Genomic DNA, 24,695 nt, shown 5'->3' on the forward strand with positions numbered 1-24,695 from the left:
GGCAAACGGCAGAAAAAAACGCCATCACCCAAGCTGAAAAAAGATTCCCGCCTGCGCGGGAATGACGAAATACAGAGCTTTCAGACAGCCTGAAAGACCCCAAGCTGCCTGAAAAGAAAACCCCGCCCCGATTATTGGAAAGAAAACCATGTCCCAGCCCGAAACCCCGCTTGCCGAACTGCAGGCCGCCGCGCAAAACGGCAGCCGTCCGCTGACTTGGCGTAAAACCGTTTCCCTAAGCGATGCCGATCGAAAATCGGTGAACATCATGCGTTTCGGCATGCTTGCTTCGTGTTTTACCGTGCCGCTGTCGGTTCTGTTTCTGCACCGGATGCTGCCCGATTTGTTTTTCCACAGCGACGGCACGTTCAAAGCCGCCAACGCGCTGCCGTTTTTGCTGATGGCGGTGTCGATGGGAATGTTTGCCCTGTGGATGCTCAAGCGCATCAACAGCGTTCTGACTGCCGGCCGCGCCCTTGCCGTTTTTACTCTGGATTGGAAAAAGCGCAGTCTGACAATGCACGGCTTCGGCGGCTTCGGCGGGCGCATTGACCCCGCACACGCCGACTGGGCGCAGATTCTGCCCGACGGCCGCCCCGAGCAGCGCGAACGCCTGCAACAGCGCATCCGCCAACTGCTGACGCGCTAGGGCAGCCTGAAAGAACTAAAGGCCGTCTGAAAACCAAAGGCTTCAGCAAGGTTAAAGCCGGCAACGCAGATTTTCCCTGTGGGAAAACGTCGGATTCGAGAATCCGACCTACGCAAATCCGAAGGCCGTCTGAAGAAAGAAACGACGCGATGAAACGCAACAACGACAATGCTCTGACCGCGCCGCTGCTGGCGATGATGGTTGTGCTGGCCGCCGCCACCGCGCTGGTGTGGCTGGTGCAGCAGGCCGATGAGCGCGGCGGTTGGCAGAATGCCGCGCCGTTTGGCAAATTGTTTGCCAAGTCCGAAGCCGAGCCGCCGCCTGCGGAAATTGTCCGCCGTGCCGAAGCGGGCGAAGCCGAAGCGCAGTATCAGGCAGGCGGCCACTATATGCGGCAAAACCGTTGGGATTTGGCGGTGCCGTGGTATGAAAAAGCCGCCGCGCAGGGGCACGCCAAGGCGCAGAACAATCTGGGCGTGGCCTATGCCGAAGGGCGCGGTGTGCCCGCCGATCCGCAAAAAGGCTGCCGCCTGATGGCAGCGGCGCAGCAGCAGCTTAATACCGACAACGGCCGCGAAAACGCCGCCATGTGCCGGGAAGAATTGGAAAAACACTGATTCGCGTCAGTTCCGTAGGCCGGATTCTTGAATCCGACAAACACCCGAAGCGGCTTTCAGGCTGCCTGAAATAACCCAAAGGCCGTCTGAAAACCACAGGCTTCAGCAAAGTTAAAACCGGCAGCGCGGATTTTTCCCTGTGGGAAAACGTCGGATTCGAGAATCCGACCTACGCAAATCCGAAGGCCGTCTGAAACTGAAACCTGCCCCGTTCAGGCAGCCTGAAAGCAGCCTGAAACCCCGTTCCGCCATTTATCAAGGAGACCCCGTCATGAACCAAACCAGTAGCAGACACAATATGTTCTATCTCAACGGCTGGCTCGCCGCCGCCATGCTGGCCGGTGCCGCCGTGCTGATTGCCATGGCGCTGTTTTCCACCGTCGGCGTGCTGGCCGCGCCGCTGTTTGTCTTTATTGTGCTGGCCGCCAGCGGCTTTCGTATCGTCCAGCCCAACACCGCGCTGGTGAGCACCTGTTTCGGCCGTTATTCCGGCATTTTGTCCGAGAGCGGGTTTTTCTGGATTATTCCGCTGATTTACCAAACCCAAAGCGTTTCCCTGCGCTCGGGCAACTACGTTACCCCGACGCTGAAAGTGAACGACGCCGCCGGTACGCCGATTGAAATCGCCGCCGCCATCGTTTACCACATCAGCAACCCCGCCGCCGCCGTGCTCGATGTGGAAAACGTCCACGATTTTATGCAGGTGCAGAGCGAGTCCGCCCTGCGCGCGCTGGCCACCCACCACCCCTACGCCGCCGAAGATACCGAAAGCCTGACCCGCCATTCCGAGCATATTCTCGAGCAGTTCCGCGACATGGTGCAGGAGCGCGTCGAGCGCGCGGGCATCAGCATCGACGAAGCCCGTTTCACCCACCTGGCCTACGCGCCCGAAATCGCCCAAGCCATGTTGCGCAAACAGCAGGCCGAAGCGGTAATCGCCGCCCGCTACGCGCTGGTGCGCGGCGCCATCGGCATGGTGGAAGGCACCGTCCGCCAGCTCGAGCAGCGCGATATCGTGAAAATGAGCGACAGCGAAAAAGCCAAGCTGGTAACCAATATGATGACCGTGCTGCTTTCCGAAGAAAACGCCGCGCCGGTGTTGAATGTGAGCGGCGATTGAGCAGACGTAGGTCGGATTCTTGAATCCGACAAACACACGAAGCCGCTTTCAGACTGCCTGAAAAACCCAAGGCCGTCTTAAACCCATAAAGGAAACCGCCGATGTGGAATCTGATTACCGCCCCTGAAAACCAAATCTTCGGCATTGCCCTGGCGCTGATGCTGCTGTTGGGCGTGTTGGAAGTGTTGTCGATGCTGTTGGGCGGCGCGAGCGAGTGGCTGGACAACCTGCTGCCCGACAGCCTGGCCGACAGCGCCCACGCCGAAGTGGGGCTGGACGCGGCCGACGGCGTGGTGGTGCGGTTTTTAAGCTGGCTGTATGTCGGCAAAGTGCCGGTGTTGATGCTCTTGGTGGTGTTTCTCGCCGTGTACGGGCTGGTGGGCTATGTGTTTCAGACGGCCTTTGCCGCCGTGTTCGGCGCGTATTTGAACGGCACGCTGGCTGCCGTCGCCGTATGGTTTCTTTCGCTGCCGCTGGTGCGCGCCACTGCCGGCGGCCTGTACAAAATCCTGCCCAAAGACGAAACCACCGCCGTGTCGCAAGACACGCTAATCGGCCGCGTCGGCGTGATTGTGATCGGCCAAGCCCGCACCGGCAGCCCTGCCCAAGTGCGCGTGAAAGACGGCTTCGGCCAAACGCATTATGTGATGGCCGAGCCCGACGGCGAAGGCGTGCTGAAGCAGGGCGAGGCGGTGCTTTTGGTGTCGCTGGAGGGGAACACGTTTAAGGCGATTTTGAATCCGAGCGGGAGTTTGGTGGATTAAGGCTAGCTGAAAATAGCAGCCGAATTTCTGCAGTGCTAAAAACCGATACCCCACATTTTCAGGTAGCCTGCCGTAATATAAAGAGGAAGCCATGCAACAGAATAAAAGCAAAATCGTGATGCTGTATCCGGCTACATCTAAGGATTTGATGCTGGAAATCGGTGTGGTCTGCGCAGGGGTATTGCTGCTGCTTATTATCGGGCTGGATACTCTGTCGGATATTTCCGGCGACGGGGTGGATACGGCGCTTCGTTTGGCCATGGTGCTGCTGTTTTTTGGCGGTGCGGCGCTGGTTGGTTTCCTGTATTGGCGCATGTTCACGGCGCGGGACTTTCTGCGGTTGGACACAGAACGCAGCGTGCTGTTGCAAGGGCGCTGGCGTTGGGGTTGGCAGGCGCAGTGGGAGTATCCGCTTTCGATGTTTGCGGCGGTGGCGGCGGAGAAGGTGCGGGACGATTACCGCGGCTACTACGGGCGCTTGTGGCTGGAATCGGCGGATGGGCGGAACGATTTGGTGCTGGAGGAAAATTTCCTGCCGCATAAGGGTTCGCTGAACGAATTAGACAGAATTCAGAACCATATCGCGCAGGCAACGGATTTGGCCAAACGGCCGGTAATCAACACAATAATCCGTGCGGCGGAGGAGACGGCGGCCAATCCGGCACAGTTGCAGCCCTTGCAAGCGAAAACGCTGCCTGCGTGGCGGCAGGCGGTGAATCTGGCAGCAGCCGGGTTGTGGACTTGGCTGGCGGTCTGGCTGCTGCGTTTGGCGGCGGATTGGCAAAGCGGCGGCCTGCCCAAGCCGCTGTATTTCGGCGCGGGGCTGCTGGCGCTCGGGTTGTTGGCGGTGGCGGTGTCGGAAGTGCGCGGGGTGTTTCGTGCGTGTCGCTGCCGGAAAACGGCGCAAACACAAACTGCTTGGCGGCAGCCCTCAGAAATCAAAGCCGCGCTGGCGGCGGCAAGGCAGGCGGAACATGAACTGCAGCCGAAGCTGCTGGAACGCGCTGCGCCGAAGCTCTTGGACAGAGCGGAATTTGCCGTGTATTCGCTCGGCACTTTGCTCTCGCGCATCCCGTTTTTGCTGTTTGCACTGCTGATGGTGTGGAGCGGGGGCGGGTTCGGCTGGCGGCTGTTCTGGCTGGCGGCGCTGCTGTTTGCCGCATGGCGGCTGGCGTACCATTGGCATACACTGCGCAAGGTACGCTACAGCGTGCAGGAAGACGTACTGACCGTATACTGCCTGCACGGTTTCAAGTGGCTGCCTGAAAAACGCTATGCGTTATCGGGGTTTTGCGGCATTTACAGCCGCGTGAAATACAGCGGATTGGGTGTGGGCTTGAACGAAATCCGGCTGGCGGGCAAAGAAGGCGGCAAAGATGTGCGGCTGCTGGAGGCAGATTTGCTGCTGCGCGACAACCGGCAGACGGCGGAGAAAACGGCCAAACAAATCAGCCTCGCCACGGGGCTGCCGTTGCTGGAATATATCGAACCATCCGAAAAGGCCGTCTGAAAAACAAAAGGCAAACAATAATGGGCAAACAACGTAAAAAATCGCGCTACCGCCAAAACCGCAACAGACAGCGATTCGATTCGGTATCTTGGGCCGGCCTCGGCAGGCAACCGCAGGCAGGAGTGCGGCGCGAAGGCAGACAAACGGTATTTGCCACCTCTTTTTGGGGCACGCTGTTTATGCCTTTGGTAACGGGGCTGCTATTGGTCTTTATCGCATTGTTGGTTTTCCTTGCCGTCAGCGGATTTTTGCCGACGGTGCACGATTGGGCGGCAAAAGCGGCGGCGTGTGTGTTTTTGCTCTACGGCCTGAAACGCTCGGAAGGCTGGTGGTTCGGCCTGACCTGCCGCCGTTTTGCCTCCATCGGCGGCGGGGAATTGGTGCTGTACGGTGCATTCGGCCGCACGCGTTTCCGCTGTCCGACCGATTGGCGGTTCGATTATCTGTGCGATAGGCGGCGCCGCATCTTCTCTTTTCGCACCATCTCGCCCGACGGACACAGCCGCCGCTTTTCCACCTCCTTGTGCCGCAATACCGCTGCTTTGATTGCAGAGTTGGGCGCGGTAGATCGGGGCAGGGAAATGTCGGTTGCGATGCAAAACGGCTTTATGGAGTTGTTCGACAATTTGGACAAAAGAAAAAGGCGCGGCTGGCGGATACTGATAGGGCTGGTGTCGGCAACGGTGCTGTTGGCGTGCGTGCGGCAAATATTCGGCAACATGCTCTTGTCGCCCCTTGCCTGGCAGGCCGCCGCCGCGCTGACCGCCGCATGGCTGCTGCCTTTGGCTTGGATGAGCCGCAAGGTGCTGGTCGGAGAAACCGTATTCGGCCTGCCGTCCAACCATTATCTGCGGCAAACGGCAATCGGCCGTTTTAACCACGGGGGGCAAAACCGCCCTGTTCTGGCTGGCCATAGGCGCGTTGTGCGTGTGGTCGTTGGCTTCGCTGTCGGGCACGGCCAGCCTGTGGGGTAAACCGTTCGAGCGTGTGGCGGTGGAAATGACCGTTGAAGGACGCTGCGGACGCTATAGCCGCCCGCGGCAGCTTGCCGTCCACCTGCCCGAAAGTCATCGCGATTTTGACGGCAGTTGGTGCGAAGGCAGTTTTGAAACGCCCGACGGCGAAACGGTCTATGTACGCCGCAGCCTGTTTGCCCGCGAACTGCGTTTCAGCCGTCCTTAGGCCGTCTGAAAATATAGGCCGCCTTAATGTAAATCCAGATAAAAATACCCATACCGTCATTCCTGCGCAGGTGGGAATCCAGAGGTTTAGAATTGTGGCAATCTTTGAATATTTCCTTGGAATCCCGAAGTCTGGATTCCCACCTGCGCAGGAATGACGATGCAGGTATTTCTATTTGAATCCACTGTATTTGTTTGATTTTCTCCAAACCTGTTTCAGGCAGCAGGAAGCCGTCTGAAAAAAACCTTCTCCAAGAAAGGAAAACCCATGAACTTAGTTTCCATCGGCATCATCGCCGGCGTCATACTCGTCGCGCTGTTCGTGCTCGGCCTCATCCTCACCCGCCTGTACCGCCGCGCCAGCAAGGAAGTGTCCTTTGTGCGCACCGGTTTCGGCGGCGAGAAGGTGATTGTGAACGGCGGCGCAATTGTGCTGCCGGTGCTGCACGAGGTGATTCCGGTCAATATGAACACGCTGAAGCTGGAAGTGCGCCGTGCCGAAGAGCAGGCGCTGATTACCAAAGACCGCATGCGCGTGGATGTGGCGGCGGAGTTTTACGTGCGCGTGAAGCCCACCGCCGAGAGCATTGCCACCGCGGCGCAGACTTTGGGCATGAAAACCATGTCGCCGGAAAAGCTCAAAGACTTGGTGGAGGGCAAGTTTGTCGACAGCCTGCGCGCCGTGGCCGCCGAAATGGCGATGGAAGAGCTGCACGAAAAACGTGTTGATTTCGTGCAGAAAGTGCAGCAGGCAGTGAGCGAGGATTTGTACAAAAACGGTTTGGAATTGGAAGCCGTGTCGCTTACCGGCCTGGATCAGACCGATTTCCGCTTCTTCAACCCGCAAAACGCCTTCGACGCCGAGGGCTTGACCAAGCTCACCGAAACCATCGAATCGCGGCGCAAAAAACGCAACGACATCGAGCAGGAAACCGATCTGGCGATTAAAACCAAAAATCTCGAAGCCGAGCAGCAGCGCCTGAAAATCGCCCGCGAAGAAGAGTACGCCAAATTGGAACAAGAGCGCGAAATCGCCGTGCGCCGCGCCGAGCAGGAGGCGGGTATCGCCGAGCAGGAAGCGGCGAAAAAACGCGAGGCCGAAGAAGCGAAAATCGCCGCCGAGCGCGAAGTCGATCTGAAACGCATCGCCGCCGAGCGCGATGTGAAAAACGAAGACATCCGCAAGGCGCAGGCCGTAGAGCAGGCCGAAGTCGAGCGGCGCAAAGCCATCGAACTGGCCGAGCAGGACAGAGCCATCGCCGTCGCCGAAAAATCGCGCGCCGAATCCGAAGCCAAAGCCGAAGCCGACAAAGCCCGTGCCGCCGCCGTGCGCGAGGAAGAAAGCGTGATTACCGTGCGCGAAACCGAGCGCGCCGAGCGTGCCAAAGCGGTGGAACTGATTGCCGCCGCCGAAACCGCCCAGCGCGAAGCCATTGCCGTAACCGTGGCCGCCGAGGCCGAAAAACAGGCGGCGCAGGACAAAGCCGAAGCGCTGCGCATCGCTGCCGAAGCCGAAGCCGAGCAGTCCCGCCTGAAAGCGCGTGGCGAGGCCGACGCCAAAGTGCTGCTGGCGCAAGCGCAGGAGCAGCAGTACAAAGTCGATGCCGAGGGCAAACGCGCGGTAAACGAAGCGGCCAATGTGTTAAGCGCCGACCAGGTTGCCATGCAAATCCGCCTGGCGCTGTTAAAACACCTGCCCGACATCATCCGCGAATCGGTCAAACCGATGGAAAACATCGACGACATCAAAATCCTGCAAGTCAGCGGCCTGGGCGGCGCAGCCGGCAGCACAGCCGACGGCCAAAGCCCATCCGCCAGCCCCGCACTCTCCGACCAAATGGTCAACAGCGCCCTGCGCTACCGTGCCCAAGCGCCGCTGGTGGACGGTCTGCTCAAAGAGTTGGGCTTAAACGGCGGCGATATCAATGGTTTGACTGCCGCGTTGGGTGCAGGGCAGGGCGGTGATACATCCGAACCCAAGCCCGAACAATAAACCGTTTTAACCAATGCGGCTTTCAGGCTGCCTGTGCCGCAGCGGCGCCAAGCAGCCTGAAAACGCGGCAGCAAAAGAAAAAACAACCCGTTTTACCAAGCAAACAGATAAGGAATTGAAACATGAGTGATTTTCGTCAGGCCTACCAATCCACCGTGGTTGAAGCGCATTTTGACGACGCTTACGAAGTAGAGCTGGCAACGCCGTGGCAGCGGATTGCAGCAGCGCTTATCGATTGGCTGCTGGTTCTTATTTTTCCGATAGTGGTGTTTGTGATGCTGGCTTTCGGTCTCGGTTTGGCGGCATCGTCATGGTCTCTGGATACGGAAGAGAGCCGCAATCTGCTGGTTGGCGGCGTTATAGTGGTTGGCGTCCTGATTTGTTTGGGGCTGCTGGTGTACCAGGTTGTGCTGATGTCGCGCGACGGGCAGACCTTGGGCAAAAAACAGATGCGCATCCGCGTGATTACCACCGATGGCGAAACCGCGGGCTTTGTGCGCCACTTTCTGCTGCGCTTTTGCGCCTACTACCTGATTGTGTTGGTAATCGGCGAGCTGCTGCCGTGGCAAATGGATATGGGCAACGGCAAAACGGAATCGCCCGTCGGCACGATTGCCCTGCTGATCTGCCTGCTGATGCTGTTTTTCCGCAGCAAGCGGCGCCGCACCCTGCAGGATTTGCTGGCGCGGACGCTGGTGGTGAAAGCCTGACCGCCGCGCCTTTCAGGCTGCCTGCCGCAGCGGCGAAGCAGAACGGATAGGCAGATGCGGCAGGGTTTGCAAAATCTCCGCCGCATCCTTTGGCAATGAAAAAAAGCAGCCTGAAAACCGTGATACGCGGTTTTCAGGCTGCTTTTTGATGATGCCAGCTTAGGCGCGTTTGCGGAATTCGCCGGTGCGGGTGTCGATTTCCACTTTGTCGCCGTTTTCGATGTAGGACATCACCTGGATTTCGGTGCCGCCGACCAAACGGGCGGTTTTCATCACTTTGCCGGAAGTGTCGCCTTTAACCGCCGGCTCGGTGTATTCCACTTCGCGCACGATGATGGTGGGAAGCTCGACGGAAATCGGGTTGCCTTCGTAGAAGGTTACTTCGCACACGTCTTCCATGCCGTCGGTGATGAATTTGAGCGCGTCGCCGATGTTGTCGGCTTCGACTTCGTATTGGTTGAACTCTTCGTCCATAAACACATACATCGGGTCGGCGAAGTAGCTGTAGGTGCAGTTTTTGCGCGAGAGCACGACTACGTCGAATTTGTCGTCGGCTTTCACGATGGTTTCGCTGTTGGCGCCGGTGAGCAGGTTTTTCAGCTTCATGCTCACTTTGGCCGAAGAGCGGCCGCCTTTGATGTATTCGGTTTTCTGAACGACCATCGGGTCGCTGCCGATCATAAATACGTTGCCGGCGCGCAGTTCTTGTGCGGTTTTCATGGTTTTATTTCCTTGGGGTTCGTTAAACGAAAAAAAGCGGCATTCTATCCGATAGGGCCATCGGAATCAAACGCGCCGGCTGCATTTGCGGCGCTTTTTGCCTTTCAGGCTGCCGCTGCCTTGGGGCAAAGCCGCGCGGGCTAAACGCCGCCTGCGCTTTCAGGCTGCCTTTCGGTTGGTGCGGCGGTTTATAATGCCGCCGTTTTCCACCACGCGATTACAGGAGCGATGCCGTGTTTGCCGACAAACAGACTGTCCTTGACGCCTTTCATTTCCGCCATGCCTGCAAGCGTTATGACCCGGACAAAAAAATCAGCCGCGAAGATTTTGACTTTATTCTCGAAACCGCGCGCCTGTCGCCCAGCTCGTTCGGGCTGGAGCCGTGGCGTTTTCTGGTGATACAGAATCCCGAGCTGCGCCGCGCGCTGGCGCCGCTGGCCTGGGGCGCGGCGGAAAAGCTCGACTGCAGCCATTTCGTGATCCTGCTTGCCCGCACCGCCGATGCCACCCGCGCCGGCTACCGCCACCGGATGTGGAGCGAAGTGCACGCGATTGCCGCGGATGTCGTTGAGCAGCGCGAAGCCAAGTTCAGCCATTTTGCCGAACACGATTTCCGGCTCAACGAAACGCCCCGCGCCTTTAACGACTGGACAGCCAAGCAAAGCTATATCGCGCTGGCCAATATGATGACCGCCGCCGCGCTGATCGGCATCGATTCGACTGCGGTTGAAGGCTTCGACCAGGCCGCCGTCGATCAGCTGCTGGCAGACAACGGCCTGCTCGATCCGGCCGAACACCGCACCGCGCTGATGGCCGCTTTCGGCTACCGCGCCGCCGAGCCGCGCGCCAAAACCCGCCGCGCCGCCGCCGAAGTGGTGCAGTGGGTGGAATAGGGCGCCTGCCTGCCGCCGCCAAACTTTCAGGCTGCCTGATCATCAAGGCAGCCTGAAAGCAGCCTGAAAACAACAAACATCCGATTTTTCGAGTTTTTAATAAAGAACACACATGAGCGCCAAAGCCCCCGTTTCCCCCGCCCTGCGCAACAGCAGCTATATCCTGATGGCCGCCGTGCTGATCGGCGTGCTGTATTTTCATTTTCTGCCGCTGCTGCTGTCGGTGATTCTGACTTATGTCTTTATCAGCAAAACCAACCGCCTGATTTTCTGGCTGCGCCGCCGCCTGCTGCCGCGCCACACGCGCATGCACCGCTCGCTCAATGCGCGCAACATCAATCTGGTTTCGACCGTGCTCACCATCGGCCTGGTGCTACTGGCGATTTTCCTGATGGCGCTGGGCATCTACCACCTGATCCACGGCGGCCACATCAACACCATGATCGGCAAGCTGGCGGCGATTATCGCCGACACCAAAAACAGCAAAGAGCTGCCGCCCGCCCTGCTCAATATGCTGCCGGCCAATCTGGCGGAAATCAAAACCGCCGCCGCCGCGCTGGTGCGTGAATACGGCGACACCCTGACCCGCATCAGCAAAAACAGCCTGACTTCCTTCGTTTATATCCTGATCGGCGTGATTGTCGGGGCCATGCTCAGCTTCCACCGCCTGGCCACCCGCCACACCCGCGTGCAGATGCCGCCGTTTAAGGCCGAGCTGATCCGGCGCATCGCCAGCTTCCAAAGCAGCTTCGAGCGCGTGTTTCTGGCGCAGGTGAAAATTTCGCTGATCGACACCGCCGTTACCGCCCTTTACCTGTATCTGCTGCTGCCGCTTTTCGGCGTGGAGCTGCCGTTTCGGCTCACCGTGCTCGTTATCGCCTTTATCGTCGGCCTGATACCGGTGGCCGGCAATCTGATTTCCAACGCCGTCATCATCACCCTGAGCCTGGGCGTATCGCTGTATGTCGCCCTGGCATCGCTGGTGTTTTTGGTGGTGGTGCATAAGCTGGAGTATTTTCTCAACGCCAAAATCATCGGCGCCGAAATCGAATCGACCGCATGGGAATTGCTGATTGCCATGGTGGTGTGCGAGCGCATCTTCGGCATCGGCGGCATCATCATCGCCCCGGTGTACTACGCCTATCTGAAAAACGAAATGAAACTGCAGAAACTGATTTAAACGCCGTTTTCCACTTTCAGGCTGCCTTATCCCAGTCCAAAGGCAGCCTGAAAAGCGTAGCGGAATTGCGAAGCTAAAACATCAAAACCACCACGCCGCCCTTTTCAGGCTGCCCAACCATCCCAAAAAAAGCCCCCAAAACCATGACCCCATCCACCAAATACAGCCGCAGCCTGCACGCCCCCATCAGCCTCGGCACCACCTCCGACGACCGCTTTATGCCCGCAGACTACCTCGCTGCCTTCGCCCAAAAAGACGCATTGGTGCTCACCGAAAAACTCGACGGGCAAAACAACTGCTTCAACCGCCACGGCGTTTTCGCCCGCTCGCACGCTGCGCCCACGCAACACCCGTGGGACAAACCGCTGATTGAGCGCTGGCAGCGCATCAAAGACGATTTGGGCGATTTGGAACTCTTCGGCGAAAATCTCTACGGCATCCACTCCATCGCCTACCAGCGCCTGGAATCCTATTTCTATCTATTCGCCGTACGCCAGGGCGAGCGCTGGCTCGGCTGGGACGAAATCAAATTCTACGCCGCCCTGTTTGACTTCCCCACCGTGCCCGAGCTGCCGATTACCCAGCCGCTGCGCGACATGTACCGCGACGGTATTGACGAAAACCGCCAGCTTGCCGACTGGCTCACCGCCAATCTCGGCATGAGCTGGCTGGATTACGTGGAAACCAGCGGCGCACTCGGCGGCTACGACCCGCAAACCAACGCCCCCTGCTGCGAAGGCTTGGTTATCCGCAACCGCGACGGCTTTGCCACCAACAACGGCGATTTGCCCGTGCAGCCCAACGAATTTGACAACCTGTTCAAACTGGTGCGCGCCAAACACGTTAAAACCGATGTGCATTGGACCAAAACCTGGCAGCCCGCCACGCTGATTGATTACGACCAATACGGCTGGCACGGCTACCAATACCAAAACAGATAAAGGCAGCCTGAAAGCCCTGATTTGGCGCAGTCAAAACACCAAATCCATTTTCAGGCTGCCCACTCCACCACCAAAACCAATCATCCCCTAAGGACGCATGCCATGTGGCAATTCCCCCATTTCACCCCCAACCGCGCCCCCGACTGGGACGCCCTCACCGCCCGTTTTGACTGGCTTGCCGACATGGCCGCCGTGCCGCAAGATGCCGAATGGCACGGCGAAGGCGACGTGCTGACCCACACCAAAATGGTTGCTGCCGAGCTTTTCAGGCTGCCCGAATATCAGGAACTGGACGAACAGGCGCAGCACATCCTGTTTGCCGCCGCCCTGTTGCACGACGTAGAAAAACGCAGCAGCACCACCACCGAAGAGCGCGACGGCAAAACCCGCATCATCTCCCCGCGCCACGCCAAAAAAGGCGAGCACACCGCCCGCCAAATCCTCTATTGCGACCTCGCCGCCCCCTTTGCCGTGCGCGAAGCCGTCGCCAAACTCGTGCGCTGGCACGGGCTGCCGCTGTGGGCGATAGAAAAACCCAAGCCCGAACACGCCGTAATCGCCGCCAGCCTGCACACCGACACCCGCCTGCTCGCCATCCTCGCCAAAGCCGACGCCCTCGGACGCATCTGCCCCGACACCGCCGAATTGCTGGAACGCATCGCCCTATTCCAAGCCCTGTGCGAAGAAAACCAAAGCTGGGGCGCGTCCTACCCCTTTTCAGGCTGCCACGCGCGTTACCATTATCTCAATCACCCCGAAAGCAGCCCCGACTACCACCCCTACGACGACTTCGCCTGCACCGTTTACATGATGAGCGCCCTGCCCGGCAGCGGCAAAGACACCCACATCGCCCAACGCTTCCCCAAGCTGCCCGTGCTCTCGCTCGACGACATCCGCCGCGCCCACCGCATAGACCCCGCCGACAAAAAAGCCGCAGGGCGCGTGATACAGCTTGGCAAAGAACAAGCCCGCCAATACCTGCGCGACCGCCAAGACTTCGTATTCAACGCCACCAACCTCACCCGTGAGTTGCGCGGCAAATGGACGTCACTCTTTGCCGACTACCGCGCCCGCATCCACATCATCTATCTGGAAGTGCCCTGGCCGCAGCTGTTGCGCCAAAACAAACAGCGCGAACACAGCGTTCCCGAAGCCGTTATCCGCCGCCTGCTCGGCAAACTGGAAATTCCCAGCTACGACGAAGCGCACGAAGTGGAATATTGCGTTGCCGAATAGGCAGCCTGAAAACGGTTTTTTTACCTTTCAGGCTGCCTGATGATAAAGCAGCAAAACGGCATACCCTTGGAGAAGCCCGATATGAAAAAAATGATACCCATGGCAGCCGTACTGCTTGCCTGCGGAACACTTCGCGCCCAAACACCTGATCAAATCGTGGCGCAGTATTACCCGCAATACGCCGATAAGGCACACTGCCGTTTCAACCGCAAGGCGTACAACCGGGAAACCGGCGTGTATCACTGCATGAAGCAGGCACAGGCAAAAACGCGGCACACGGCACAGGGCAAACAGCTCTATCTGCTGTTTACAGGCAGGACACTGTATGCAGACAGCCAGCAACCAAGCAGAAACCATCCGGACAAAGGCATGGCCGGCCTGTTTGTCTTCAAAAAAGAATCGGGCGGCTGGCGGCTGCTGGCGGCGAAGCCGGAAATTTATACGGGCACGTTCGGCGATGCGCCGCAACATTGGCGGTTTGAGCAGTTCGGCAAAGACAAATGGGGTTTTGTTGCCGAAGAAAGCGAAACGGCGCAAGGCTACCGCTCCGGTTCGCTGGTGCTGGTGTATCACGACAGCGGCAGCAAAATCAGCGAACAGCGGATTGGCAATTTAAGCGATACGGAAGAATGGGCGGCACATTGCGAAACAGAGGAAAGCAAACCGGCAGCTGGGTTTGAAAAATGTATGCGGGGCGCAGCTTACGCGCACGGCACGATGCGCGTGCAGAAACACGGCAAGGCAGCGGCAGGCCGCTATCCGCTGCTGATTACGGTAAGCAGCAGGGCGGGTTTGAAGAAAAATATCAAAACCGTGCGGTATGTCGCCCGTTACAATGCGGCAAAAGGCCGCTATCTCCTGCCGAAAGCCTATCCGTTCGGACAATAAGCCCAAAAATTTTCTGTGCTTTTCCCATGCGGATACAAACTTTCCCAAGGAACCGCCCCGCAGGACAAATGCCATCAAATAGTGAAACAAAATAGAAAATCTATGGCGTTGCTGTGCCTTGCCGTACTACCTGTACTGCCTGCGGCTTGCTGCCTTGTATCTTTCCTATTTTGTTTCACTATACTAAGGCTGCCTGAAAACCGTAAAACGGCTTTCAGGCTGCCTGAATCTTGCGGCGGGCGGCGCTTTTGCCTACCATCTGCCGCCTTTGCCAACCGCATCGGACAAACACTATGGACAAATTTTTTACCGTTTTGGTACTGCTGGGACTGATTGTCGGCTCGATCGGGCTGATCGGCCTGATTGCCGCCTTGCTGGCGAAGAAAACGCCGGCGAAAAAAATGCTGTTTACCCGCCTGATGCTCGGCGGTTTTTCGCTGATGATGTTCAGCCTGATCGGTTTCGGTATGTTTTACCGGCCGCCGGCAGATGGCGGCAGCTTTGCCCCGCCGCCGGCTGCGTCTGCCGTAAGGCAGCCTGAAAACGCCGCATCCGCCGCGGCACCGGCAGCTGCTGCCGCATCCGATCCCGCCGCGTCCGCCGCCGACTGGCTCCATACCCGTTAATCCTTTCAGGCAGCCTGAAACCATGTTTACCAGCATCCACACCGTTAGCGGCGACGTCCTTTACACCCGAGCCGCCGACACGCCCGAACACACCGCGCGCCAGATTGCCGCGCTCAAAGCGCGCCAGCGCGAATTTGCCGCGCTAAAAATCACCGAGCGCACCGCGCAGCTGGCGGCTTTTGCCGAGCGGCTGGCCGCCAATAAAAGCCGTTTGGCGGCGATGGTGTGCGAAGAAGTCGGCCGCTGCCTACGCGAGTGCGAAGCCGAAATCGACAAATCGCTGGCGCTGATCCGCTATTACGCCAAGCTCGCGCCGCAGTTTCTCGCCGGCAAAACCATCGCTACCCAGGCCAGCATCAGCGGCGTTTCCTTTGCGCCGCTGGGCGTGGTGCTGGCGGTGATGCCGTGGAACTATCCGGTGTGGCAGGTGCTGCGTTTTGCCGTGCCCGCCCTGTGCGCGGGCAATGCCTGTCTGGTCAAACCCGCCCCCAGCGTGGCGCGGGTGAGCGCGGCGCTGTTTGAGCTGGCAGACGGTCTGCCCTTGCAGCCGGCGTGGCTGGCGCACGAAAACACCGAAGCCGCGCTGGCTGCGTGCGATGCGCTGGCCTTTACCGGCTCCACCGATACCGGCCGCCATTTGGCCGCGCTGGCGGGCAAACACCTGAAAAAATGCGTGTTGGAACTCGGCGGCAGCAACGCCTTTATCGTCCTGCCCGATGCCGATCTGGCCGCCGCCGCCGCCGAAGCCTGCCATTCGCGTTTCCGCGACGCCGGCCAGTCGTGCAACGCCGCCAAGCGCCTGATTGTCTGCGACAGCGTAGCCGACGAGTTTATCCCGCTGCTGCTGGCCGAATGCGCCAAACTAAAAAGCGGCGACCCGATGCAGCCTGAAACCACGCTCGCGCCGCTGCACCGCGCCGATTTGCGCGAGCGCGTGCACGCGCAGGTGCAGGACGCGCTGGCGCACGGCGCCAAACTGCTGGCGGGCGGCGTGCTGCCGCCGCAGTCGGAAACGGCGCCGGGCTGGTTCTACCCCGCCACCCTTATCGACCGGCTCAACCCACAATGCCGGATGTGGCGCGAAGAAGTGTTCGGCCCCGCGCTGGGCATTATCCGCGTGGCCGATGCCGAAGCCGCCGTGGCCGCCGCCAACAGCACGCCCTACGGCCTGGGCGCCAGCATCTTTACCGCCGATACCGAGCTGGCCGAGCGCATGGCCGCGCGGCTCGAAGTGGGCAGCGTGTTTGTCAACCGCCACACCAGCAGCGATTTGCGCCTGCCCTTCGGCGGCGTGAAAGATTCCGGCTTCGGCCGCGAGCTGTCCGAGTTCGGGCTGTATGAGTTTGTTAATGTGAAGACTTATTGGCAGAAATAGTTTTCAGGCTGCCTTGGGAAGATGGGCATGAACGACTTTAATCCCTACCAAACCCCCGCCAGCGACGAGCCGGCGCAGGGCTGCTGGCGGCGCGGCGGCAAAGTCTGGCTCGCTGCCGGCAGCGCGTTGCCCTGCCGCTGCATCCGTTGCGCGGGTGAGACTACGGCGGAAGAAGGCAAAAGCGTGAATCTGTATTGGACGCCGCCGGCGGCGCTGTTGCTGTCGGCCGCGGTGATGGTGCTGTTTTTTATTTTTGCGCCGGTACTGTTTGCGTGGCTGGACGAGTGGAAAGCGCCGGTTTTGATTGTTTTGGCGCTGCTGTTTACCGCCGCGCAAATCTGGCTGCAGCGCAAACGGCGGCTGTTTGTGCCGGTGTGCCGCCGCTGCCGGCGCCGCCGCATCGGGGTGATGGCGGCGCTGGCGCTGGCGGCGGTTTTGCTGCTGCTGTTGGCGGAAAGCAAGATTCCGCTGCTGATGTCGCTCGGTTTCGGCGGCGCCATGATCGCGCTGCTGGCGCTGATGCTGTACGGCAACCGCCGCATCCGCGCGCTGGCCATCCGTGACGACTGCAGCGTGCTGACCGGCTTTGGCCGCCGTTTTCTCGATACGCTGGAAAATAGGGGCTAGGCAGCCTGAAAGTCGGTTTTGCATAAAAGCAGCCTGAAAACGCGGATACGGTTTTCAGGCTGCTTTTTGCTTGGCTTGTTGGCGCGCAACGTAACAAGCCGTATTGCTGGAATGCTGGGTCTAGACCCAGCCTACCTTGCTGGCAGGCATTGCTGTACACCAACCAAGATTCCCGCCTGTGCGGGAATGACGGTAGTGGGGATGGGATGCGCTAAAAACGGCTTTCAGGCAGCCTGAAAGTTTGCCGGTTTGAATATTTGCTAAAAAGCAGCCTGAAAACGTGAACACGCTTTTCAGGCTGCTTTGGGTTTGCGCTGCAATCTTTCAGGCTGCCTTTAGGCCGGCGGTTTAGTCTTCGATGCTGAATTCGATATTGTCGATCAGGCGGGTGCCGCCGAGGCGGGCGGCGCCGAGGACGACCAGCTGTTTGTCGCCGACGCGGGCGGTGTTCAGGCTGCCGGCGGCGCGGATTTCGATGTAGTCCACCTGCCAGCCGCGCGAAGCTAAGCCGCGGCGAGCCTGCTCTTCGAGGGCGGCGTAGTCGCGGCTGCCGCCACGCACGGTGTCGGCCACGGCCTGCAGGCTGCGGTAGAGTTGCGGCGCTTCGGCGCGCTCTTCGGGCTTGAGGTATTGGTTGCGGCTGGAGAGGGCGAGGCCGTCGGTGGCGCGGCCGGTATCGACGGGAATAATGTGCACGGGGATGTTGAGATCATCGACCATGCCTTGTATGACCACCAGCTGCTGGTAGTCTTTTTTGCCGAAGCAGGCGGTGTCGGGCTGGACGATGTTGAAGAGTTTGCACACGACGGTGGCGACGCCGCGAAAGTGGCCGGGGCGGAAGGTGCCGCACAGCTCGTTTTGTAGGTTGGGCGGCTCGACCTGGTACTGCTGGGCCACGCGCGGGTAGAGTTCGGCTTCGTCGGGGGCGAACAGCACATCGACGCCGGCTGCGCGCAGTTTCTCGGCGTCGGCATCAAGGGTGCGCGGGTAGCGGCCGAAGTCTTCGCCCTGGCCGAACTGCAGGCGGTTGACGAAGATACTGACCACGGTGTGGCGCTCGGCCTGTTTGGCCTGCGCCACCAGCGCCAGATGGCCGGCGTGGAGATTGCCCATGGTGGGCACGAAGGCGACGCTGTCGTGGCTGCGCCGCCATTGGCGCATTTCTTCGATGGTGCGGATGATTTGCATGGTGGGGGTGTTCCTTGTGTGGCGGGTTGGGTTTTAACTTCGTTGAAGCTGCGCTTTCAGGCTGCCTGCAAGGGCGTGGGCGGCCTGTTTTCGCGTTTCAGGCTGCCTGGGTTGCCAGGCAGCCTGAAAAAGGGGCGGCTTATTGGTCTTCGAGCTTTTGTCTGCCCTGCTTGGCGGGAATTTCCTGCCGCAGCTTTTGCAGATAGGCTTCAATCAGGGTGTTGCCCTGGATAACCGCCAGCTGCTGCTTGATGGCGGCGCGCTCTTCGGCATTGGGTTTGACTTCGGAGAGCGACTGCACTTCGACCAGCTGCGGCATGCCGGTGCCCTGCAGCAGGGCGTAGGCGGGTTTGCCGTCTTTGGGCTGGGCTTTCATAATCGCCAGATAGTCGGCCGGCGGCATCATGCCGCGCAGCTGCTCGGGCATCACCGGCTGCGGGTTGGTCCAGTTGAGCGCGGGCTCTTTGCCGGCCTGCAGCTCGGCGAGCAGTTTTTTGTTGTGCTCGGTGGCCAGGCGGCGGCTTTCGGAGCGGATGTAGTCGGCCTTCACCTGCTCTTTGGCCTGCTCGAATGAAAGCTGCGCTTCGGGGCGGGTTTCGCTGGCGCGCAGCACCCATACCGAGCCGTCGGCGGCGCTAATCGGGTCGGAATTGTGTTTTTTGTCGAAAACGTCGCTGCCAAACAGCGCTTCGATTACCGCTTCAGGCAGCTTTTGCTCGGCGGCGCCGGCACGGGTCAGCCAGTCGCCGCCGCTTTGCAGCGGCACGCCGAATTTTTTGGCGGTGCTTTCAAGCTCGCTGCTGTTGTTGATCACATAGTCGCCCAAGTCTTCGCGCAGTTTTTTCAGTGACTGGACGGCTTTTTTCTCTTTCAAATCTTGGGCGATGCGTGCTTTGACGGCGGCGGGCGAGTTGTCGAGGATGTCGTTCACTTGGAAGACGTAATAGCCGAAGCTGCCTTCGATTAAGGCGCTGACTTCGCCTTTGTTTAGCGCGAAAACTGCGTCTTCCAGCGGTTTTTCCAGCGTGCCGTTTTGGCTGATGTCGCCGATGTCGCCGCCTTTGGCGGCGCTGCCGTCTTTGGAGAAGCGCTGGGCGATGGCGGCAAACTGCTCGGGCGCGGCTTTGGCAGCCTGTGCCGCGGCTTCGGCTTCGGCGCGGGCGGCGGCTTTGGCGGCATCACCGCCTTTTACCGGAATCGGCACCATAATCATGCTGACGCGGCGGGTGGGCTTGAGTTTGTCCTGCTGCTGCTTGAAGATTTCGTCGATTTCGGCATCGCTCACGCTTTCGCGCTCGGCCAGTATTTTCGGCGACAGCAGCAGATACTGGTATTTCACCGCCTGCTGCTGGCGGTAGGCTTTTTGGTTGGCGCGGTAGAATTTCTGCAGTTCGGCGTCGTTTACCGCAACCTTGCCGGCAAAGGCGCTTTCATCGGCCACCGCCAGACGGATGGTGCGCGCGGCGGCAACGCTGCGGGCAAACTGCGCCACCTGGGTATCGGGAATACTGCCGTTGGCAAAGATTTTCTGCAGGGCGAAAGTCAGATACTGGTCGCGCAGGCGGTCGGTGTACTGCTCTTCGCTCATGCGGTTGTTTTGCAGGAAGGTGCGGAAGATTTGCGGGCTGAAATCGCCGTTTTGGTCGTGGAAGTTGGGATCGTCCACAATCATCTGCTTGATTTGCTCGTCGGAAACCGCCACGCCCATTTTTTTCGCGCCTTCGAGCAGATAGGCCTGGTTGAGCAGCGCTTGGAACACTTCTTCGCGGCTGCCGCTGCCGCCGCTGTTGCGGGTGTTGTGCAGGGCGCGGTCGAGATCTTCGCGGGTGATGGTCTTCTCGCCGATTTGGACGATGTAGTTGCCGCTGCCCAGGCTGGTCAGGCTGACGGCGCTGAAGCCGACAAACGACAGGGCGATGCAGCCGAGCAGAAACTGGGAAGGTTTGCGGTATTTTTCGATCAGATGGAACATGGCGGTGCGGAAAAGGGGATAAGGGGAATGGGGCGCATTTTAACGTGTTTTCACATTGCGCGGCATGGCTGTCAGGCAGCCTGAAAAGGAAAAAACGGCAAAACGGTTTTCAGGCAGCCTGAAACTCTTGATTAGGACTCTTGGTCGTCATTTTCGGCTTCGACGGCGCTTTCAGGCTGCATCAGCCGTTTCAGTTCCTGATACAGCGCGCGGAAGTTTTTCGGCGGCTTGGACTGCTCCTGCTCTTTGCGCGTGTTGCGGATCAGGGTGCGCAGCACGCCGGCGTCGGCTGCCGGATGCTCGGCGATGAAGGCGGTGAGCGCGTTGTCGTCGGCCAAGAGACGGCTGCGCGCCTGCTCGACCCGCTGCAAAAAGGCGTTGTGCGCCTGGTTTTCGCCTTTGAGCGCCGCTAAAAAGGCGCGGATGGGCGCGGGGTCGATGTCGCGCATCAGGCGGCCGATAAACTGGCTCTGCCGCTTGAGTGCGCCGTTGGACGTGATTTTGCGGTATTCGCGCACCGCTTCGGCCAACTCTTCCGGCAGGCCGATTTTTTTCAGGGTGTCGTGGGACAGGCGGGTCAGCTCCATGCCCAAATCCTGCAACTCGTTCATCTGTTTTTTCTTGGCGGTCTTGCTGACCCATTCGTCGTCTTGGTGCGTATCCATTTTTCAGGCTGCTGTGCGGATAAAGCCGCGCATCATATAGCAAAAGCGCCGCTTTGTCGCTTTTGGCGCAAGGCAGCCTGAAAACGGTTAAAATGCCGCCCTTTCCTTGATATCCCGACCCGAGAACCATGATGTTCCAACACACAGCATCCGACCTTAGCGACGTAGTGGCGCGCGCGCTGGCGCTGGCTAATGCCAAAGGCGCGCAGGCTGCCGAAGCCGCCGTTAGCGAATCGGTGGGACTGAGCGTGCAGGTGCGGCTGGGCGAAACCGACCAGATCGAGCACCGCCAGGACAAATCGCTGGATCTGACCGTGTATCTGGGGCAGAGCAAAGGCCGCGCCAGCACCGCCGACTTTTCCGAACAGGCGCTGGCCGGCACCGTTCAGGCTGCCCTGGACATCGCCCGCTACACCGCGCAAGACCCCTATGCCGGCCTGGCCGATGCTGATCTGATGGCCACCGACACCCCCGATCTGGACAAATACCACGAATGGGATGTCGGCAGCGCGCAGGCGCTCGAGCTGGCGACCAACTGCGAAGCGGCGGCGCTCGATTTTGACGCGCGCATCGGCAATTCCGAAGGCGCCAACGTGCAAAGCAGCCACTCGCAGTTTGCCTACGGCAACAGCCACGGCTTTTTGCGCCACCAGCAGGTGAGCCACCACAGCATTTTCTGCAGCGTGCTTGCCGAAGATGCGGGCGGCATGGAGCGCGATTATTGGTTCGATATGTCCTGCGATGCCGCCGAGCTTCAGGCTGCCGCCGCCATCGGCCGCACCGCCGCCGAGCGCACCGTTGCCCGTCTCGGCGCCCGCAGCGTGCCCACCGGCAGCTATCCGGTGCTGTTCGACCACACCGTGGCCGGCAGCCTGATCGGCCATCTGGTCGGTGCGCTCAGCGGCAGCGCGCTCTACCGCCACAGCAGTTTTCTCTGCGACAGCATCGGCAGCCGCATTTTTCCCGATTTCGTCAATCTGCGTGAAGAGCCGCACCTGCCGCGCCGCTTCGGCAGCACTTATTTCGACAGCGAGGGCGTGGCCACGGCGCCGCGCTTCGTGATTGAAGAAGGCAGCGTGCGCGGCTATTTTCTCGGCAGCTACAGCGCGCGCAAACTCGGCATGCAGACCACCGCCAACGCCGGCGGCGCGCACAATCTGGTGCTCGGCGCCACCTGCGTCGGCCGCGAAGATCTGCTGCGGCAGATGGGCAGCGGCCTGCTGATTACCGAATTGATGGGGCAGGGCGTCAATACCCTGACCGGCGACTATTCGCGCGGCGCCGCCGGCTTCTGGGTGGAAAACGGTGTGATTGCCTATCCGGTCAGCGGCATTACCGTGGCCGGCCGGCTGCAGGAAATGTTCGCCGCCATCGAAGGCATTGCCGACGATGCCCTGCCGCGCGCCGGCAACCGCGTCGGCTCGATACTGGTCGGCAAGATGACCGTGGCCGGCAGCTGAATCCGATTGCCGCCTTTCAGGCAGCCTGAAAGCCGGTTTTGCCCGTTTTTTCCCTTTTCAGGCAGCCTGAACCGTCGTTTTCCCGTTTTCAGGCTGCCTTGCTCAAAGCCCAATCCCTATGCTCGAAACCGACAAGCTTACTTCCCACGCCGCGCCGCGCATGGTGGCGGCGCAGAAAATGTCCGCCCAAGAAGAGCAGCTCGAACGCGCTCTGCGGCCGAAAACGCTGGCCGACTACATCGGCCAGCACAAGGCCAAATCGCAGCTGGAAATCTTTATTCAGGCTGCCCGCGCGCGCGGCGAAGCGCTCGACCACACCCTGCTGTTTGGCCCGCCGGGGCTCGGCAAAACCACGCTGGCGCACATCATCGCCAAAGAATTGGGCGTCAACCTGCGCCAGACCAGCGGCCCGGTGCTCGAGCGTGCCGGCGATTTGGCGGCGCTGCTCACCAATCTCGAGCCGCACGACGTGTTGTTTATCGACGAAATCCACCGGCTCAGCCCCGTGGTTGAAGAAATCCTTTATCCCGCGCTCGAAGACTACCAGCTCGACATTATGATCGGCGAAGGCCCCGCCGCCCGTTCGGTGAAAATCGACCTGCCGCCCTTTACGCTGGTGGGCGCCACCACCCGTGCCGGCATGCTCACCAATCCGCTGCGCGACCGCTTCGGCATCGTTTCGCGCCTGGAGTTTTACCGCGCCGACGACTTATCGACCATCGTCGCCCGCTCGGCTGAACTTTTGCAGATGGCGCTCGATGAAGACGGCGCGCTGGAAATTGCCCGCCGCAGCAGGGGCACCCCGCGCATCGCCAACCGCCTGCTGCGCCGCGTGCGCGACTACGCCGAAGTCAAACACGGCGGCCGCGCCGATGCCGCCGTGGCCGATGCCGCGCTATCAATGCTCGATGTCGATGCCGTCGGCTTGGACATGATGGACCGCAAATTTCTCGAAGCCGTGCTGTTCAAATTTAGCGGCGGCCCCGTCGGCTTGGAAAACGTCGCCGCCGCCATCGGCGAGAGTCCCGACACCATCGAGGACGTAATCGAACCCTATCTGATCCAGCAGGGATTTTTGCAGCGCACCCCGCGCGGCCGCGTCGCCACCGAATTGAGCTACCGCCACTTCGGCTTGCCGCCGGCAGAATAACAAACAGGCAGCCTGAATAAGCGTCCGCTCCTTCTGTTCCCCTTATTTCACCACCCGATCCCATGAGCCGCACCCAACGCCTGCTGCAACTGTCCGACCTGCTGCGCCGCAGCCGCCGCCCGCTGCCGGCGCAGGAAATGGCTGCCGAGTTGCAAATCAGCGTGCGCACCGTTTACCGCGACATCGCCCTGCTGCGCGCGCAGGGTGCCGACATCTGCGGCGAAGCCGGCGTCGGCTTTGAATGGCGCGGCGGCTGGCTGATGCCGCCGGCCGCCTTTGGGCAGGACGAACTGGCCGCGCTGCTGCTTGGCCTGCGCTGGGCGGCGCGGCAGGGCGGCGCCGGCGAAGCCGCCCGCTCGGCGCTGGAAAAAATCCGCGCCCTGATTCCGCCGGCCGCCGCCGCCGAGCTGGAAAACATGGCGCTCTATCCGCTTGCCGATACCGGCTGCACGCCGCAGGAAGCGCAGGTGCTGGAGCATATCCGCGCCGCGCTCGGCAGTGGCTGTTACCTGTGTTTCGACTATACCGACGCCGAAGGACGCGCCAGCCGCCGCCAAGTCCAGCCGGTGGCGGTCGGCTATTTCGGCGACCGCGGCGTGCGCCTGCTCGCCGCCTGGTGCTGCCTGCGCGGTGACTTCCGCCATTTCCGCTGCGACCGTATCAGCCGCATTGAAACCGGCGCCGCCGCCGCTACACCCCACCGCCTGCTGCTGCAGCGCTGGCGCGAACAAGACTGCGGCGGCGGTTTGGTCGATTTTGATTTCTAAACCCCGCTGCAGCCGCCGGCACGTTCAAGCAGTCTAAAACCCCCGCCTGCCGTTTGTGCGGCAACAAAGCAGCCTGAAAACCGCACAAACGGTTTTCAGGCTGCGTTTTGCTGCACGGTATGCCACCCCGCAACATGCGAGCAACTGTAACTGTATTTTTACCCGACGGGGTGAAAAATACAGTTGCTACACAATCTGCGCCTATTTCGGCAGCTTTTGTTAATAAAGGCAAAACCTGCCGCTAGAATTGTAAGTCTAGGCTCGGATGATTGATAATGCGTTCGGCTGAGGCGGCAAACCGCCGCAGGCAGGTTTGCCGCCTCAGCCCCCGCTGTGCAGCCCCCGCTGTGCAGCCCCCGCTGTGCAGCCCCCGCTGTGCAGCCCCCGCTGTGCAGCCCCCGCTGTGCAGCCCCCGCTGTGCAGCCCCCGCTGTGCAGCCCCCGCTGTGCAGCCCCCGCTGTGC

The 24,695-nt window shown here is 60.2% G+C and carries 24 protein-coding genes; 20 read left to right on the forward strand and 4 right to left on the reverse strand.

Features of this window, described 5'->3' with window-relative positions:
• The first annotated feature begins 148 nt into the window (after window positions 1-148).
• The 9 genes from OP500_RS10740 (at window position 149) to OP500_RS10780 (ending at window position 8,544) form a co-directional block, all read left to right on the forward strand.
• Window positions 149-649, forward strand: a complete 501-nt coding sequence (locus OP500_RS10740) for a hypothetical protein (RefSeq protein ID WP_274070940.1) — start codon at window positions 149-151, stop codon at window positions 647-649.
• Window positions 650-798: 149 nt separating this feature from the next.
• A complete protein-coding gene (locus OP500_RS10745) occupies window positions 799-1,266 on the forward strand; it encodes a tetratricopeptide repeat protein (RefSeq protein WP_009427449.1) in 468 nt (155 codons plus the stop codon).
• A gap of 271 nt (window positions 1,267-1,537) precedes the next feature.
• Window positions 1,538-2,386 carry an SPFH domain-containing protein gene (locus tag OP500_RS10750; protein WP_238748137.1) on the forward strand — a complete coding sequence of 283 codons (849 nt, stop codon included), beginning with the start codon at window positions 1,538-1,540 and terminating at the stop codon, window positions 2,384-2,386.
• A 101-nt stretch (window positions 2,387-2,487) separates the two neighbouring features.
• Window positions 2,488-3,150, forward strand: coding sequence for a YqiJ family protein (locus OP500_RS10755; protein WP_238748138.1), 663 nt, complete (start codon window positions 2,488-2,490; stop codon window positions 3,148-3,150).
• Between the two features lie 91 nt (window positions 3,151-3,241).
• The gene (locus tag OP500_RS10760; RefSeq protein WP_274070941.1) at window positions 3,242-4,660 is read left to right on the forward strand and encodes a hypothetical protein; all 1,419 of its coding nucleotides are present in this window, start codon (window positions 3,242-3,244) and stop codon (window positions 4,658-4,660) included.
• Window positions 4,661-4,680: 20 nt separating this feature from the next.
• Entirely contained in the window at window positions 4,681-5,634 is a 954-nt protein-coding gene (locus OP500_RS10765; RefSeq protein ID WP_274070942.1) for a hypothetical protein, read from the forward strand.
• Window positions 5,588-5,842: a hypothetical protein gene (locus OP500_RS10770; protein ID WP_274070943.1), complete on the forward strand. Its 255-nt coding sequence runs from the start codon at window positions 5,588-5,590 to the stop codon at window positions 5,840-5,842. The genes OP500_RS10765 and OP500_RS10770 overlap by 47 nt, the downstream gene beginning before the upstream one ends.
• Before the next feature lie 267 nt (window positions 5,843-6,109).
• On the forward strand, window positions 6,110-7,834 hold the full coding sequence (locus OP500_RS10775) for a flotillin family protein (protein ID WP_274070944.1): 1,725 nt from the start codon (window positions 6,110-6,112) through the stop codon (window positions 7,832-7,834).
• 122 nt (window positions 7,835-7,956) lie between these two features.
• Window positions 7,957-8,544, forward strand: a complete 588-nt coding sequence (locus tag OP500_RS10780) for an RDD family protein (protein WP_274070945.1) — start codon at window positions 7,957-7,959, stop codon at window positions 8,542-8,544.
• A 159-nt stretch (window positions 8,545-8,703) separates the two neighbouring features.
• On the opposite strand, the gene efp is transcribed toward OP500_RS10780, so the two are convergent.
• Window positions 8,704-9,264 carry an elongation factor P gene (gene efp / locus OP500_RS10785; protein WP_238748143.1) on the reverse strand — a complete coding sequence of 187 codons (561 nt, stop codon included), beginning with the start codon at window positions 9,262-9,264 and terminating at the stop codon, window positions 8,704-8,706.
• Window positions 9,265-9,497: 233 nt separating this feature from the next.
• Between efp and OP500_RS10790 the strand changes: the two genes are divergently transcribed.
• From OP500_RS10790 to OP500_RS10825, 8 genes are all read left to right on the forward strand, one after another.
• Complete coding sequence (locus OP500_RS10790) at window positions 9,498-10,157, forward strand: NAD(P)H-dependent oxidoreductase (protein WP_274070946.1); 660 nt, start codon at window positions 9,498-9,500, stop codon at window positions 10,155-10,157.
• A gap of 112 nt (window positions 10,158-10,269) precedes the next feature.
• Window positions 10,270-11,337: an AI-2E family transporter gene (locus tag OP500_RS10795; RefSeq protein WP_274070947.1), complete on the forward strand. Its 1,068-nt coding sequence runs from the start codon at window positions 10,270-10,272 to the stop codon at window positions 11,335-11,337.
• A 143-nt stretch (window positions 11,338-11,480) separates the two neighbouring features.
• Window positions 11,481-12,278, forward strand: coding sequence for an RNA ligase family protein (locus OP500_RS10800; protein ID WP_274070948.1), 798 nt, complete (start codon window positions 11,481-11,483; stop codon window positions 12,276-12,278).
• A gap of 21 nt (window positions 12,279-12,299) precedes the next feature.
• Window positions 12,300-13,514, forward strand: coding sequence for an AAA family ATPase (locus OP500_RS10805; RefSeq protein ID WP_274070949.1), 1,215 nt, complete (start codon window positions 12,300-12,302; stop codon window positions 13,512-13,514).
• Window positions 13,515-13,613: 99 nt separating this feature from the next.
• A complete protein-coding gene (locus OP500_RS10810; RefSeq protein ID WP_238748148.1) occupies window positions 13,614-14,402 on the forward strand; it encodes a hypothetical protein in 789 nt (262 codons plus the stop codon).
• A gap of 293 nt (window positions 14,403-14,695) precedes the next feature.
• Window positions 14,696-15,028: a hypothetical protein gene (locus tag OP500_RS10815; protein ID WP_238748149.1), complete on the forward strand. Its 333-nt coding sequence runs from the start codon at window positions 14,696-14,698 to the stop codon at window positions 15,026-15,028.
• Window positions 15,029-15,050: 22 nt separating this feature from the next.
• Entirely contained in the window at window positions 15,051-16,403 is a 1,353-nt protein-coding gene (locus OP500_RS10820; protein ID WP_274070950.1) for an aldehyde dehydrogenase family protein, read from the forward strand.
• A gap of 27 nt (window positions 16,404-16,430) precedes the next feature.
• The gene (locus OP500_RS10825; RefSeq protein ID WP_274070951.1) at window positions 16,431-17,030 is read left to right on the forward strand and encodes a hypothetical protein; all 600 of its coding nucleotides are present in this window, start codon (window positions 16,431-16,433) and stop codon (window positions 17,028-17,030) included.
• Between the two features lie 348 nt (window positions 17,031-17,378).
• Here OP500_RS10825 and panC read toward each other — a convergent pair whose 3' ends face one another.
• The 3 genes from panC to yjgA all read right to left on the reverse strand — a co-directional run bounded on the left by panC (window position 17,379) and on the right by yjgA (window position 20,855).
• The gene (panC, locus tag OP500_RS10830; RefSeq protein ID WP_274070952.1) at window positions 17,379-18,218 is read right to left on the reverse strand and encodes a pantoate--beta-alanine ligase; all 840 of its coding nucleotides are present in this window, start codon (window positions 18,216-18,218) and stop codon (window positions 17,379-17,381) included.
• Window positions 18,219-18,357: 139 nt separating this feature from the next.
• Window positions 18,358-20,190, reverse strand: a complete 1,833-nt coding sequence (locus OP500_RS10835; protein WP_274070953.1) for a SurA N-terminal domain-containing protein — start codon at window positions 20,188-20,190, stop codon at window positions 18,358-18,360.
• Window positions 20,191-20,321: 131 nt separating this feature from the next.
• Entirely contained in the window at window positions 20,322-20,855 is a 534-nt protein-coding gene (yjgA, locus tag OP500_RS10840; protein ID WP_274070954.1) for a ribosome biogenesis factor YjgA, read from the reverse strand.
• A 128-nt stretch (window positions 20,856-20,983) separates the two neighbouring features.
• On the opposite strand from yjgA, the gene pmbA reads away from it, so the two are divergent.
• From pmbA to OP500_RS10855, 3 genes are all read left to right on the forward strand, one after another.
• Window positions 20,984-22,315, forward strand: coding sequence for a metalloprotease PmbA (gene pmbA / locus OP500_RS10845; protein ID WP_274070955.1), 1,332 nt, complete (start codon window positions 20,984-20,986; stop codon window positions 22,313-22,315).
• A gap of 118 nt (window positions 22,316-22,433) precedes the next feature.
• Entirely contained in the window at window positions 22,434-23,465 is a 1,032-nt protein-coding gene (ruvB, locus tag OP500_RS10850; protein ID WP_274070956.1) for a Holliday junction branch migration DNA helicase RuvB, read from the forward strand.
• Between the two features lie 62 nt (window positions 23,466-23,527).
• Window positions 23,528-24,232: a helix-turn-helix transcriptional regulator gene (locus OP500_RS10855; protein WP_274070957.1), complete on the forward strand. Its 705-nt coding sequence runs from the start codon at window positions 23,528-23,530 to the stop codon at window positions 24,230-24,232.
• The last annotated feature ends 463 nt before the right edge of the window (window positions 24,233-24,695 follow it).

Origin of the sequence: Kingella sp. SNUBH-2017, assembly GCF_028680565.1 — a bacterium.
Classification (GTDB): Bacteria; Pseudomonadota; Gammaproteobacteria; order Burkholderiales; family Neisseriaceae; genus Kingella_D; species Kingella_D pumchi.

Bases quoted from the DNA above. Each gene is read 5' to 3' on its own strand.
- OP500_RS10740 (WP_274070940.1), top strand. From the start codon at position 149: ATGTCCCAGCCCGAAACCCCGCTTGCCGAACTGCAGGCCGCCGCGCAA.
- OP500_RS10745 (WP_009427449.1), top strand. From the start codon at position 799: ATGAAACGCAACAACGACAATGCTCTGACCGCGCCGCTGCTGGCGATG.
- OP500_RS10750 (WP_238748137.1), top strand. From the start codon at position 1,538: ATGAACCAAACCAGTAGCAGACACAATATGTTCTATCTCAACGGCTGG.
- OP500_RS10755 (WP_238748138.1), top strand. From the start codon at position 2,488: ATGTGGAATCTGATTACCGCCCCTGAAAACCAAATCTTCGGCATTGCC.
- OP500_RS10760 (WP_274070941.1), top strand. From the start codon at position 3,242: ATGCAACAGAATAAAAGCAAAATCGTGATGCTGTATCCGGCTACATCT.
- OP500_RS10765 (WP_274070942.1), top strand. From the start codon at position 4,681: ATGGGCAAACAACGTAAAAAATCGCGCTACCGCCAAAACCGCAACAGA.
- OP500_RS10775 (WP_274070944.1), top strand. From the start codon at position 6,110: ATGAACTTAGTTTCCATCGGCATCATCGCCGGCGTCATACTCGTCGCG.
- OP500_RS10780 (WP_274070945.1), top strand. From the start codon at position 7,957: ATGAGTGATTTTCGTCAGGCCTACCAATCCACCGTGGTTGAAGCGCAT.
- efp (WP_238748143.1), bottom strand. From the start codon at position 9,264: ATGAAAACCGCACAAGAACTGCGCGCCGGCAACGTATTTATGATCGGC.
- OP500_RS10795 (WP_274070947.1), top strand. From the start codon at position 10,270: ATGAGCGCCAAAGCCCCCGTTTCCCCCGCCCTGCGCAACAGCAGCTAT.
- OP500_RS10800 (WP_274070948.1), top strand. From the start codon at position 11,481: ATGACCCCATCCACCAAATACAGCCGCAGCCTGCACGCCCCCATCAGC.
- OP500_RS10810 (WP_238748148.1), top strand. From the start codon at position 13,614: ATGGCAGCCGTACTGCTTGCCTGCGGAACACTTCGCGCCCAAACACCT.
- OP500_RS10815 (WP_238748149.1), top strand. From the start codon at position 14,696: ATGGACAAATTTTTTACCGTTTTGGTACTGCTGGGACTGATTGTCGGC.
- OP500_RS10820 (WP_274070950.1), top strand. From the start codon at position 15,051: ATGTTTACCAGCATCCACACCGTTAGCGGCGACGTCCTTTACACCCGA.
- OP500_RS10825 (WP_274070951.1), top strand. From the start codon at position 16,431: ATGAACGACTTTAATCCCTACCAAACCCCCGCCAGCGACGAGCCGGCG.
- panC (WP_274070952.1), bottom strand. From the start codon at position 18,218: ATGCAAATCATCCGCACCATCGAAGAAATGCGCCAATGGCGGCGCAGC.
- OP500_RS10835 (WP_274070953.1), bottom strand. From the start codon at position 20,190: ATGTTCCATCTGATCGAAAAATACCGCAAACCTTCCCAGTTTCTGCTC.
- yjgA (WP_274070954.1), bottom strand. From the start codon at position 20,855: ATGGATACGCACCAAGACGACGAATGGGTCAGCAAGACCGCCAAGAAA.
- pmbA (WP_274070955.1), top strand. From the start codon at position 20,984: ATGATGTTCCAACACACAGCATCCGACCTTAGCGACGTAGTGGCGCGC.
- ruvB (WP_274070956.1), top strand. From the start codon at position 22,434: ATGCTCGAAACCGACAAGCTTACTTCCCACGCCGCGCCGCGCATGGTG.
- OP500_RS10855 (WP_274070957.1), top strand. From the start codon at position 23,528: ATGAGCCGCACCCAACGCCTGCTGCAACTGTCCGACCTGCTGCGCCGC.